The sequence below is a fragment of the Micromonospora alfalfae genome, assembly GCF_022230925.1.
In the GTDB taxonomy this organism is placed as follows: domain Bacteria; phylum Actinomycetota; class Actinomycetes; order Mycobacteriales; family Micromonosporaceae; genus Micromonospora; species Micromonospora alfalfae.
The window spans coordinates 164832-177042 of the sequence record NZ_JAKKFH010000004.1 but is presented as its reverse complement, the minus strand read 5'-3'; the positions used below and the strand labels follow the sequence as shown (position 1 = coordinate 177042).

The following is a 12211-nucleotide window of genomic DNA, read 5'->3' as shown; positions in this document are numbered from 1 at the left end:
CTGACCAGGAGTGCGGCTCAGGTCATCAGCGAGGTGAGGAAGTCACCGAGGCCCTGGAACATCGCGATCAGCGCGGCCCCGACCGCCCGGAACATCTGCGCGGCGCCGTCCGGCCGAAAGGCCATGAAGTAGATCAGGAACGCGACACTGCCCCAGGTCAACAGCTTCTTCACGAATACCGGCATCGTCCCTCCCCAGGGCCACGGTCGCCGGATGGCTTCCCGTCGTGCGGCTGGGCAAACGGTGCGCGACGGGGCCTGGTGGCCGGGGGAGGTGCGTCAGAGGTAGAGGCCGGTCGAGTCGTTCTCGATCCGCTCGGCGGCCACGGCGTGTACGTCCCGCTCCCGCAGCAGCACGTAACCGCGGCCGTGCAACTCGACCTCGGAGCGCTCGTCCGGGTCGAAGAGCACCCGGTCGCCGGAGACGATGGCGCGGACGTTCGGCCCCACGCCTACCGCTGTGGCCCAGGCGAGGCGCTTGCCGACGGCGGCGGTCGCCGGGATGACGATGCCAGCGGTGGAGCGGCGTTCGCCCTCGCTGCCCTCCATCCGCACCAGCACGCGGTCGTGCAGCAGGCGGATCGGCAGGCCGGCGTCGAGATCGTTGTCGGCGGTCACGTCGCAGACGCTACCGTGTGGCCGATGGTGCCCGGCCGGTGGTTACGCCGGAGGTGGTCGGGGCATTGTGTGGCGGAACCGCCCTACGGTGTCGGGAACGGACGTATGCTGTCCGACCTGTCGCCGTCGGCGGGCCGGGTTTTCTGCCAGGAGGTGCGCTTGAGCCGCTTCGAGCGGGTACGCGGGCGGCTTCGCCGCGCCTACCAGTCACGACAGGCGTCGGCGCGCGCCGACGAGGGCGTCTCCAGTGATGCGTTGAACGACACGTCGGAGGCGGCCCGGGTGGCGTCGCCGGCCGTGCCGGGGCCGACCGCGCCGGCGAGCGCCACTGTCTACGGCGCGGAACCTCCGGTGGACCTGCACAGCTCCACCTCCAGCCGGGACGACGCCGACGTCCCGCACGGGCTGCGGATCGCCGCCGCGTGGTGTTGGAGACTGATCGTGATCGGCGTGGTGGCCTGGGCGCTGCTGCGGATCGTCGGCACGGTCAAGATCGTGATCATTCCGCTGGCTATCGCGCTGCTGCTCTCCGCCCTGCTCGCCCCGGCGGTGGGCTGGTTGCTGCGGGTCCGGTTCCCCCGGTCGCTGGCGACGGCGGTGGTGCTTGTCGGCGGTCTGGCAGCGGTGATCGGCACGCTGACGCTGGTGGTCAACGAGTTCATTCGCGGCGTACCGGAGCTGAGCGAGAAGTCGTCGGAGGGCGTCCGGCAGATCCAGAACTGGTTGAAGACGGGCCCGCTGCACCTCTCCGACACCCAACTCGACAGGTACATCGACGAGGCGCAGGCCTGGATCAACAACAACACCTCGAGGTTCACCAGCGGCGCGCTGAGCACCGCCGCGACCCTGGCCGAGGTGCTGACCGGCACGCTGCTGGTGCTCTTCGCGACGTTCTTCTTCCTGCGCGACGGCAACCGGATCTGGCGCTTCCTGGTCCGGCTGCTGCCGGTGGCCGCCCGCTGGAAGGTCGACGACGCGGGCCGCGCCTCCTGGCAGACGCTTGTCGCCTACGTCCGCGCGACAGTGCTGGTCGCGTTCATCGACGCGGTCGGCATCGGCATCTTCCTGGTCGCCTTCGACATCCCGTTCGCCTTCCCGCTGGCCGCACTGGTCTTCCTCGGCGCGTTCATCCCGATCGTCGGTGCGGCGCTCTCCGGCGGCGTGGCGGTGCTGGTGGCCCTGGTCGACAGCGGCCCGGTCACCGCGCTGATTATCCTGGGCGCGGTGATCGGCGTGCAGCAGATCGAGGGGCATGTCCTCCAACCGCTGATCATGGGCCGGGCGGTCGCCCTCCACCCGCTCGCCGTGATCATCGGTATCGCCGCCGGTGTCGTACTCGCCGGCATCACCGGCGCGCTGGTCTCCGTGCCGCTCATCGCGGTGCTGAACACCGCGGTCCGCCGGCTTGCCGCCCGCAGGGTCCCGGACACTCCGCCCGACGCGGTGGTCGTCGCCTCCCAGGCCCCCTAGACCCGCGAGATCGCGCAGGATCAAGGAAAGAGTGGCCTCCCGACCGCGGGAGACCACTCTTTCCTTGTTTGAGCGCGATCTTGGGCCGGCCCGAGCGGCGCGGGTGCGGCGCGGTGTGGGTGCGGCACGGCGCGGGTCAGGACTTGGCCAGGCGTTCCAGCGCGCCCCGGGCCACCTCGGGGCGGGTCGTGTACCAGAACGGGGGCAGCGAGCGGCGCAGGAACGGCCCGTACCCTCGGGCCGTCTCCAGCCGGGAGTCGAGCACCGCTACCACTCCCTTGTCGCCGGTCGCCCGGATCAGCCGGCCCACGCCCTGCGCCAGCCGCACCGCCGCGATCGGCACGCTGACCGCCGCGAAGCCGGAGCCACCGCCCGCGTCCACTGCCGCCGCGCGGGCCGCCGCCAGCGGTTCGTCCGGGCGGGGGAAGGGCAGCCTGTCGATGACGACGAGCTGGCAGGCGTCGCCCGGCACATCCACCCCCTGCCAGAGCGACATCACCCCGAACAGGCAGCTGGCGCGCTCCTCGCGGAAGCGGCGCACCAGCAGCGGCAGCGCCTCCTCACCCTGGAGCAACACCGGCAGGTCGGTCCGCGCGCGCAACAGCTCCGCCGCCTGCTGCGCGGCCCGCCGGGAGGAGAAGAGCCCCAGAGTACGACCACCGAGCGCCTCGACCAGCCCGAGTAGTTCCTCCCCGGCCGCCTCGGGCAACCCGGAGACGCTGGGGCGGGGGAGGTGCGCGGCGACGTACAGGATGCCCTGCCGGGCGTAGTCGAACGGCGAACCGACGTCGAGTGACCGCCACCCTGGGCCTTCGGTGGCCGGGACGACGGCGTTCGGTGTGGCGTCGCCGGCGACGCGACGGCCCGGTGCCTCGGCAGCCGGCCGGCCGGGGCCGGTGCGGGCGGCCAGTGCGGCAGCGGCGGGGGTCGGCGGGGCGGGCGGCGGCGCGTCCAGCCCGAGGGCGCGGGCGACGGTGTCGAACCGGCCGCCCAGCGCCAGGGTCGCCGAGGTGGCCACGACGGTGCGTTCGTCGTACAGGTGGGTGGCGAGGGTGCCGGCCACCGACAGCGGCGCGACCACAAGCGCTCGGCGGTTGCCGCTGTCGTTCTTCTCCACCCAGGCCACGTCGTGGTCGCCCTCCTCCAGTAGCCGCTGCGCGGTGGTGGAGAGCTCGTCCAGGGCGGCCTTGGCCTGCTGCTTGCGGACCGGGTCGGGATCGTCGGACTTGATGTCGCCGATCGCGTCCAGGGCGGAGCGGGTCGCCGCGTCGAGCAGCGTGCACGCCTCCCGCAGTGGCGTCGGCAGCCCCGCGGTGATCCGCCCGGCCGGTGCCTCGGCCAGCCCGACCGCCAGGGCGTCGCCGGCGGCGGTGAGCGCCTCGGCGGTCTCCGGGCGCAGCAGCGTACGGGCCCGCCGGGTGGTCCGGTCGATCAGCTCCGGCACCAGCTCCGCCTGGGCGGCGGAGGAGACCCGGTCGGCCAGCTCGTGCGCCTCGTCGACGATGAGCAACTTGTGCGGCGGCACGATGTGCCGGTCGGCGAGCATGTCGACAGCGAGCAGGCTGTGGTTGGTCACCACGATGTCGGCCTCCCGGGCGCGGGCCCGCGACGCCTCGGCGAAGCACTCCTGCCCGAACGGGCAACGGGCCGCGCCGACGCACTCGCGGGCCGGCATCGACACCAGCCGCCAGGCCTGGTCGTCGACGCCCGGGTCCAGTTCGTCCCGGTCGCCGGTGGCGGTCTTCTCGGCCCAGTCGCGCAGCCGCTCGACCTGCTTGCCCAGCCGGCCCGCCTCACCGAGCCACTTCGTCCCGCCGCCGGGGCGCGCCGCGGGTGCGTCGAAGAGGGTGTCCTCCGGCTCCTCCTCGGTGGAGTTGTCCAGTCGGGCGAGGCAGAGATAGTGATGGCGGCCCTTGAGCACGGCGAAGGTGGGCCGACGGCCGAGCACCGGCTCGACCGCGTCGGCGAGCCGGGGCAGGTCGTGGTCGACCAGTTGGGACTGCAACGCCAGGGTGGCAGTGGAGACCACCACCGGGCCGTCCACAGTGAGCGCCGGCGCGAGGTACGCCAGCGACTTGCCGGTCCCGGTGCCCGCCTGCACGAGCAGATGCTCGCCGCCGGCCACGCACTCCTCGATCGCCGTGGTCATCTGAAGTTGGCCGGGGCGCTCAGCGCCGCCGGGCACCGCGCCGACCGCCGCCGCCAGCAGCTCGGTGCCACTGGGCCGGGCACCCCGCCGCCGGCCCTTGGCACGGGCCGACGGGGTGGCGGAACCGGTGGCGGTGCGGGGCGGAGTCACCGTGCGACGGTACCCGGCGCCGCCGACACCGACCGCGCCCATCCGCCGCGTGGCGCGATGCCGACCGGCGCGGGCGTTGCGGCCGACCCCGTCCGGTTACGGCCGCGCTACGACGCGTTGGGCTGTATCGGTTAGGGTGCGAATCATGCCGAGCGACATGGTCCGCGTGATCTACCGCAAGTACGACGGCAGCGCCCACCGCGACTACCCGGCCCGGCGGCTCGCCGAGGACGATCTCGGCGTCTGGCTCGGCGTGCCCGAGGGCACCGAGTCGGTCTACCACGGCCGGCCGTCGGTGGAGAAGATCCCGTTCGTGCTGTTGGTGCCACACCGCGCCTGGTGGACGGGCATGTTCAACCCCCCGCCCCGCACCAGCGAGGTCTACTGCGACATCACGACCCCGGCCCACTGGGAGTCCGACGACACCGTCCACCTGATCGACCTGGACCTGGACGTCGTCAGGCGTCGGGCCACCGGCCTGGTGGAGCTGCTCGACGAGGACGAGTTCGCCGAGCACCGGGCCCGGTTCGGCTACCCGGACGACGTGGTTGCCGAGGCCGAAGCCGCGGCACAGCGGCTGTTGGGGGCCCTGGGCGACGGCACCGAGCCGTTCGCCACCGCGTACCGCAAGTGGTTGGCTCTGGTGGTCTGAGGCCGCACGCCCGGCCGCGCCGGCTCACCAGCGCGGCGGCCAGCCGTCCGCCGCCGCCAGCGGTGGCAGGTCGGTCAGCTTCTCCGGGTTGAGCTGGTTGTAGATCGCGGTGATCCGGCCCTGGTCGACAGCGAACGCGGTGACCAGGCGGATCGGTCGCCCGTCGCTGTGCGTCGTCTCCAGTTGCAGGCCGAGAACGCCGTCGACGAGCACCGGCCGAGCCAGCACCCGGTCGGTGTACCTGCCGGTCCGGCCGAACAGGCCGAGCGTGAGGCGAGCCACGGAGTCCGCGCCGAGCACCGGCCAGCGGGCGGCCGGGAAGTGCCCGCCCGAGTCGCCGACGAAGACCACGTCCGGCGCGAGCACCTGAAGCAGTTGGTCCAGTTCGCCGGACTCGGTGGCGGCGACGAACGCCTCGAGCACCCGGCGTTGCTCGGCCGGGTCGGCGGTGTGCCGGGGTACGTCCGGCGAGGTGACCGCCCGTCGGGCCCGGGAGGCGAGCTGCCGGGCCGCCACCTCGGTGGTGCCGAGCACCCCCGCGACCTGCGCGAACGGCAGCGCGAACACGTCGTGCAGAACGAGAGCGACCCGTTGCTCCGGCGCGAGCCGCTCCAGCACCACCAGCAGCGCCGTGCCGACCTCGTCGGTGCGCACCGCCCGCTCCGCCGGGTCTGGCGCGTAGCCGTCGGCCGGCGGCCGGCCGCCCAACTGGCTCACCACCGGCTCCGGCAGCCACTGCCCCGGGTACGCCTCCCGGCGGACCCGGGCCGAGCGGAGCACGTCCAGGCAGATCCGAGCGCAGGTGGTGGTCAGCCACGCGGACAGGTCCCGGATCTCGGCGCGGGCCGCCGGGTCGGCCAGCGCCCCGGCGTAGCGCAGCCAGGTCTCCTGCACCGCGTCCTCCGCCTCGCTGCGGCTGCCCAACATCCGGTGGGCCACCGCGAGCAGCCGGCCCCGCTCGGCCTCGAACTCCGTCGCCAGCTCCCGCACGACCCACCACCCCTTCCGGTCGGCGTCTCCGGCCTACATCCTCCCGCCGAGGGGCCGCGCCGGCAGCCCCGAAACGGCCCGGCCGGCCGATGCTGTCGGTGGGGTGGGGACCGCGTGGTGCCGGGCAGCGGGTCGGGTCCAGGAGGTGACTCTCGGCGGGCGGAACGGCGGTGGGTGGGCGATGATCCGTGCATGAGCGCACCCCAGCAAGGGCAGATCGTGGCGCCGGACGGCGGTTCCGTGCGGGACCTGCTGCGCGTCACCGCGCCGGTGGATCTCGGCGCGATCGATCCGCGGTCCATGCCCGGCCTGCCGGAGCCCGCGGGCCGCGGCGAGCACCGTAAGACCTGGGCGCGGGAGCAGGTGGAACTGGTCGGCGAGGAGTTGGGCCGGCAGCAGGAGATGCTCTTCGCGATGGCCAAGACCGGGTCGGAACGGCCGGCGCACCGGGTGCTGCTGGTGCTCCAGGCAATGGACTGCGGCGGCAAGGACGGCACGATCAAGCGGGTGGCCGGCGCGATGAACCCGCTGGGCCTGCACATCCGCTCGTTCGGGCCGCCGACCCGCCAGGAGCTGCGGCACGACTTCCTCTGGCGGATTCGCCGGGAGCTGCCACCGCCCGGGTACGTGGGGATGTTCAACCGTTCGCACTACGAGGACGTGTTGATCGCCCGGGTCGGCTCGCTGGTGCCGGAGACGACCTGGCGAGCCCGCTATGACGAGATCAACTCGTTCGAGCGGGAGCTGGCCGAGGGCGGCGGCGTCACCCTGATCAAGGTGATGCTGCACATTTCGTACGCCGAGCAGGGCAAGCGCCTGATGGAGCGGCTCACCGACCCGCGCAAGCACTGGAAGTACAACCCCTCCGACATCGACTCGCGAGGGCACTGGGACGACTACCAGGCCGCGTACGCAGAGGCCCTGGGCCGGTGCGACACGGACGCCGCGCCCTGGTTCGTGGTGCCGGCGGACCGCAAGTGGTACCGGGACTGGGCGGTGGCCCACCTGCTGCGTGAGACGTTCGACACGCTCGAACTGGGGTATCCGGCTGCCGATTTCGACGTGTCGCGGGAGCGCAAGCGCCTGTTGGCTGGGGGAGCGGGTGCGGGTGGGGCGGCCGAGATGAACGGCAGGTGAACGACCGGTGAATGGTGCCTGGCCAGGGGTGGGCCGGCGAATTCCCGGTTCTGCCGTTTTCTAGCATTCACCGAGCGGGCGCTCTCGGGCACCGCCACCCTTCCACCGACGCGACGAGGTCTGTGCTGTGAAGTTTTCCTTCCGCCCCACCGAGGGCGCCTTCTACGAGCTCTTCACCAGGGCCGCGCAGAACCTGGTCCGGGGCACCGCGCTGCTCAACGAGCTGGCCCTGCCCGGCGTGGACGTGCAGTCCGTCAGCGAGCGGCTGACCGAGGTCGAGCACGACAGCGACCAGATCACCCACGACCTGTACAAGAAGATCAACTCGACCTTCATCACCCCGTTCGACAGGGAGGACATCTACCGGCTCGGCTCGCTGCTGGACGACGTGATGGACCACCTGGAAGCGGTCGGCGACCTGCTCTACCTGTACGGGCTGACCGAGCTTCCGGCGCTCCCCCGCGAGCTGCACGAGATGGTCAACGTGCTCGACCAGCAGGCCAAGCTGACCGCCGACGCCATGCCCCGGCTCAAGTCGATGAAGGATCTCGAGGACTACTGGATCGAGTGCAACCGGCTGGAGAACGAGGGCGACCGGATCAACCGGCAGCTGCTCGTCCGGCTCTTCTCCGGTGAGTACGACGCGTTGACCGTGCTGAAGATGAAGGAGGTCGCCGACGAGTTGGAGGCCGCCTGCGACGCCTTCGAGCACGTGGCCAACACCGTCGAGACCATCGCCGTCAAGGAGTCCTGAGCCGGTGTCCCCTGAACTCATCGCCGTGTTGGCGGTGATCGCGGTGGCCTTGGCGTTCGACTACACCAACGGCTTCCACGACGCCGCCAACGCGATCGCCACAAGCGTCTCCACGCGGGCACTGACACCTCGGATCGCCCTCGGGCTCGCCGCTGTCGGCAACTTCGTCGGCGCCCACTTCGGCGCCGGCGTGGCCAAGACCGTCGGCGACGGTCTGGTCACCCTCCCCACCGGCGTGAACAGCCTCGGGGTGGTCTTCGCCGGGGTGCTCGGGGCGATCGCCTGGAACCTGATCACCTGGTACTTCGGTCTGCCGTCGTCGTCCTCGCACGCGCTCTTCGGCGGCCTGGTCGGCGCGACCCTGCTGTCCACCGGCGGCATCGTGCAGTGGGGCAACATCGGCGAGAAGGTGCTGCTGCCGATGGTGCTGTCGCCGATCGTCGGCCTCACCCTCGGTTACCTGCTGATGCTGGCGATCCTGTGGCTGTTCCGGAAGGGGCAGCCGGGCAAGCTCAACCGGGGCTTCCGCTGGGCGCAGACCGCCTCGGCGGCCGCCATGTCGGTAGGCCACGGCATGCAGGACGCCGCCAAGACCATGGGCATCGTGGTGCTGGCGCTCTACACCGGTGGTTTCCAGGAGAGCAAGACGCACATCCCGGGCTGGGTCTTCTGGACCTCGGCGACGATGCTCGCCCTCGGCACGTACGCCGGCGGCTGGCGGATCATCCGTACCCTCGGACGAAAGATCATCGATCTGGGGCCGCCGGAGGGCTTCGCCGCCGAGACCGTCGCCAGCGCGGTGCTCTACTTCAACGCCCTGGTGCTGAAGGCGCCGATCTCCACCACCCACACGATCACCTCGGCGATCATGGGTGTGGGCGCGACAAAGCGGCTCTCCGCCGTCCGCTGGAACGTGGCCGGCAACATCGTGCTCGCCTGGATCATCACGTTCCCGGCCGCCGCGCTGATCGCGTGCGTCACGTACCTGGTGGTCCGCCCGCTCTTCGGCTGAGTTTCCGGACGGGCCCCTGGCTACGGCGAGACCGTGGCCGGGGGCCCTTTCGCCGTTCAGACGTAGCGCACGCCGATCTGCTCGCGGACCGTGTCCAGCAGTGTCATCACCTCAAGGGTCGTGGCATGCGGCACCACAGGGCTCTCGGTCAGGCCGGCCGCCAGGCAGCGCTGCACCTCGATCGCCTCGTACTGGTAGCCGTTGCCGGCCCCGTCGGCGACGATCGTCTCCGGCTCCGCGCCGGCCCGGTGCACTGTCACCGAACCCGGCCGGAAGAACGGCTCCGGCAGGTCGATCCGCCCCGTGGTGCCGGTGATCGAGGCGGTCTGCCCGCTCAACCCGACCATGCCGCAGCTCAGGGTCGCCAGCGCACCGGTGTCGTAGCCGAACAGCATGCCGGTGTTCTCGTCAGTGCCCTCCGGCCCGAGCTGCGCCCAGGACCTGATGTGCTGCGGCACCCCGAGCAGCAGGTGGGCCAGGCTGATCGGGTAGATCCCCAGGTCGAGCAGGGCGCCCCCGCCCAGCGCCGCGTTGCGCATCCGGTGCTCCGGCGGGAACGGCCCGGCCACCCCGAAGTCGGCCCGGAGGCCGGTCACGGTGCCGATCGCCCCGTCCGCGATGAGCTCGACGACCCGCAGGATCATCGGATTCAGCCGCATCCACATGGCCTCCATCAGGAAGACCCCGGCCGCGCGGGCAGTCTGCACCAACTCGGTGCTGGTGGCCAGGTCGAGCGTGAACGGCTTCTCCAACAGCACCGCCCGCCCGGCGGTGAGGCAGGTCATCGCCGCCTCGTAGTGCGCGGAGTGTGGCGTCGCCACGTAGATCGCGTCCACCTCCGGGTCGGCGGCCAACTCCACCCAGGAGCCGTAGGCGCGCTTCGCGCCGTACGTGTCGGCGAAGCGCCGCGCGCTCTCCACGGCGCGGGAACCGACAGCCACCAACTCGGCGTCCGGCACCAGCCGGAGGTCTTCGGCGAAACGGCTGGCGATGTGGCCGGTGGCCAGGATGCCCCAACGAGTCATGCCGGAACGCTAACCGAGCCAGGTGAACCGCCCGCTGCCCGGTCGCCAGCCAGTTCATCCGGCGGGACCCGGAGCGTTCCTGGCCGCCTCGCCTCGCCGCGCGTCTCGCCTCGCCGCGCGTCTCGCCTCGCCGCGCGCCTCGCCCGGCCGTGAGCCGCGCTCCGCCGGGCGACCACCCGCACCTACGCCCTTTGCTCTGCTTCAACCGACGCAACAGTGACCGGACATCCTTGTTGCCTGGGTTGAAGCAGAGCAAAGGCGGCGTGGGGGCGATGCGGGCGAGCCGGCGCCGGCTGGTCGGGGAACTAGGCTCGCGGCATGACGATCGACAGTGACGGTTTCGCCGCCCCGGCCGCCCTGGTCGAGCACGCCCGCCGGTTCCAGGCCGAGGGTGGCACCCCGGCGACGCCGCGGGTCGCGGCCACCGTGCTGCTGCTGCGTCCGACCGACACCGACTTCGAGGTGTACGTCATCCGCCGGGTCGCCGCGATGACCTTCGGCGGGATGTACGCCTTCCCCGGCGGCGGGGTGGACCGCTCCGACTCGGAGGCGCACCTGGACTGGGCCGGCCCGACCCCCACCGAGTGGGCGGACCGGCTCGGGGTGGCCCCGCAGGCCGCGCAGGCGGTGGTCTGCGCCGCCGCCCGGGAGGTCTTCGAGGAGGCCGGCGTACTGCTCGCCGGTCCGAACCGGGAAACCGTTGTGGGTGACGTCAGCGGCGACGACTGGGAGGCGGCCCGGCAGGACCTGGAGGGGCGACGGCTGGGCTTCGCGGCGCTGCTCGCTGACCGTCAGCTCACCCTCCGGTCGGACCTGCTGCTGCCGTGGAGCCGGTGGATCACTCCGGAGTTCGAGCCGCGCCGCTTCGACACGTACTTCTTCATCGCCCTGCTGCCGGCGGGCCAGCGGACCCGCGACGTCTCCGGCGAGGCCGACCACACGCTGTGGATCCGGCCGGCGGACGCGCTGGCCCGCGCGCAGGCCGGCGAGCTGACCATGTTGCCACCGACAGTGGTCACGCTGGCCCAGGTGGCGGCGGCCGGCGACCTGGCCGGGGTGGCGCGGGCGGCGGCCGATCGAGACGCGGCCACGCCGGTCACCCCGCGCCTGGACCTGCCCCCGGACGGCGAACCCCGCTTCGTCCTGGGCTGACCACCGCCCCGAGCCTGACCCCGCCCGCGCCTGCCCGCCCGGAGCGCGCCCGTACCCGCGCCTGCCTGCGCCTCCCGCCGCCACCGCCGCCGCCACCGCCACCGCCGCCGCCGCCGCCACCGCCACCGCCACCGCCACCGCCACCGCAAGATCGTGCTCGATCCAGGAAGTAGTGGCGTCGTTGCGGGGAGGAGGCCACTACTTCCACGTTCCAGCGCGATCTTGGAGGCGCGCGACGGCGTTGGTGGCGGGGTGAGGCGGGGCCGGACATGGCACCGGCGCCCACGCCGGGAGGGCGGGGCGCCGGTGACCGGACGTGGTCGGCTCAGCCGAAGCGGCCGGTGATGTAGTCCTCGGTCTTCTTCACGCTCGGGTTGCTGAAGATCTTCTGGGTGTTGTCGTACTCGATCAGCCGGCCCGGGTCGCCGGTCTTCTCGATCGAGAAGAAGGCGGTCCGGTCCGACACCCGGGCGGCCTGCTGCATGTTGTGCGTCACGATGATGATCGTGAACTTGTCCTTGAGCTGGAACATCAGGTCCTCGATCGCCAGCGTGGAGATCGGGTCCAGGGCGGAGCACGGTTCGTCCATCAGGACGACCTGCGGCTCGACCGCGATGGTCCGGGCGATGCAGAGCCGCTGCTGCTGACCGCCGGAGAGGCCCGCGCCGGGCTTGCCCAGCCGGTCCTTGACCTCGCCCCACAGGTTCGCGGCGCGCAGGGCCTTCTCGGCCGCGTCCTCCAGGATCGACTTCTTGCGGACCCCGTTGAGCTTCAGCCCGGCCACCACGTTCTCGAAGATGCTCATGGTGGGGAACGGGTTCGGCCGCTGGAAGACCATGCCGATGGTGCGCCGGACCGCTGTGACGTCCACGTCCCGGTCGTAGATGTCCTGGTCGTCGATGGTCAGGCTGCCCTCGACCCGGGCCCCCGGCAGCACCTCGTGCATCCGGTTGATCGACCGCAGGAACGTCGACTTGCCGCAGCCGGACGGCCCGATGAGAGCGGTGACCGTCTTCGGCTCGACAGTCAGGTTGATGTTCTCGATCGCTTTGAAGCCGCCGTAGTACGCGGTGACGTTCGAGGCGGATACGCGCTTGGCCATT

Annotated in this window: 12 protein-coding genes; 6 read left to right on the top strand and 6 right to left on the bottom strand. The window is 72.0% G+C overall.

Going from position 1 to position 12211, the window contains the following annotated elements; translation table 11 throughout:
* Positions 1 to 17: 17 nt before the first annotated feature.
* Both MED01_RS03040 and MED01_RS03035 read right to left on the bottom strand, forming a co-directional pair.
* Positions 18 to 185, bottom strand: coding sequence for a hypothetical protein (locus MED01_RS03040; protein ID WP_238667004.1), 168 nt, complete (start codon positions 183 to 185; stop codon positions 18 to 20).
* A 93-nt stretch (positions 186 to 278) separates the two neighbouring features.
* The gene (locus tag MED01_RS03035) at positions 279 to 617 is read right to left on the bottom strand and encodes a GroES family chaperonin (protein ID WP_091402887.1); all 339 of its coding nucleotides are present in this window, start codon (positions 615 to 617) and stop codon (positions 279 to 281) included.
* 105 nt (positions 618 to 722) lie between these two features.
* On the opposite strand from MED01_RS03035, the gene MED01_RS03030 reads away from it, so the two are divergent.
* Complete coding sequence (locus MED01_RS03030) at positions 723 to 2087, top strand: AI-2E family transporter (RefSeq protein WP_238667003.1); 1365 nt, start codon at positions 723 to 725, stop codon at positions 2085 to 2087.
* 136 nt (positions 2088 to 2223) lie between these two features.
* Here MED01_RS03030 and MED01_RS03025 read toward each other — a convergent pair whose 3' ends face one another.
* Entirely contained in the window at positions 2224 to 4428 is a 2205-nt protein-coding gene (locus MED01_RS03025; protein WP_238667002.1) for an ATP-dependent DNA helicase, read from the bottom strand.
* 103 nt (positions 4429 to 4531) lie between these two features.
* Between MED01_RS03025 and MED01_RS03020 the strand changes: the two genes are divergently transcribed.
* Complete coding sequence (locus MED01_RS03020) at positions 4532 to 5038, top strand: DUF402 domain-containing protein (RefSeq protein ID WP_238667001.1); 507 nt, start codon at positions 4532 to 4534, stop codon at positions 5036 to 5038.
* 24 nt (positions 5039 to 5062) lie between these two features.
* Here the strand turns inward: MED01_RS03020 and sigJ are convergent, their stop codons facing one another.
* Positions 5063 to 6028: an RNA polymerase sigma factor SigJ gene (sigJ, locus tag MED01_RS03015; protein WP_238667000.1), complete on the bottom strand. Its 966-nt coding sequence runs from the start codon at positions 6026 to 6028 to the stop codon at positions 5063 to 5065.
* Positions 6029 to 6220: 192 nt separating this feature from the next.
* On the opposite strand from sigJ, the gene MED01_RS03010 reads away from it, so the two are divergent.
* The 3 genes from MED01_RS03010 to MED01_RS03000 all read left to right on the top strand — a co-directional run bounded on the left by MED01_RS03010 (position 6221) and on the right by MED01_RS03000 (position 8931).
* On the top strand, positions 6221 to 7165 hold the full coding sequence (locus MED01_RS03010; RefSeq protein WP_238666999.1) for a PPK2 family polyphosphate kinase: 945 nt from the start codon (positions 6221 to 6223) through the stop codon (positions 7163 to 7165).
* Between the two features lie 127 nt (positions 7166 to 7292).
* Entirely contained in the window at positions 7293 to 7919 is a 627-nt protein-coding gene (locus tag MED01_RS03005; RefSeq protein WP_053655020.1) for a DUF47 domain-containing protein, read from the top strand.
* A gap of 4 nt (positions 7920 to 7923) precedes the next feature.
* Positions 7924 to 8931, top strand: a complete 1008-nt coding sequence (locus MED01_RS03000; protein WP_238666998.1) for an inorganic phosphate transporter — start codon at positions 7924 to 7926, stop codon at positions 8929 to 8931.
* A gap of 56 nt (positions 8932 to 8987) precedes the next feature.
* Here MED01_RS03000 and MED01_RS02995 read toward each other — a convergent pair whose 3' ends face one another.
* Positions 8988 to 9956 (bottom strand): Gfo/Idh/MocA family protein, encoded by a 969-nt coding sequence (locus tag MED01_RS02995; RefSeq protein WP_238666997.1) that lies wholly within the window; start codon positions 9954 to 9956, stop codon positions 8988 to 8990.
* 318 nt (positions 9957 to 10274) lie between these two features.
* On the opposite strand from MED01_RS02995, the gene MED01_RS02990 reads away from it, so the two are divergent.
* The gene (locus MED01_RS02990; RefSeq protein WP_238666996.1) at positions 10275 to 11108 is read left to right on the top strand and encodes an NUDIX hydrolase; all 834 of its coding nucleotides are present in this window, start codon (positions 10275 to 10277) and stop codon (positions 11106 to 11108) included.
* Between the two features lie 325 nt (positions 11109 to 11433).
* On the opposite strand, the gene pstB is transcribed toward MED01_RS02990, so the two are convergent.
* Positions 11434 to 12210 carry a phosphate ABC transporter ATP-binding protein PstB gene (gene pstB, locus MED01_RS02985; protein WP_112584183.1) on the bottom strand — a complete coding sequence of 259 codons (777 nt, stop codon included), beginning with the start codon at positions 12208 to 12210 and terminating at the stop codon, positions 11434 to 11436.
* Position 12211 lies beyond the last annotated feature (1 nt).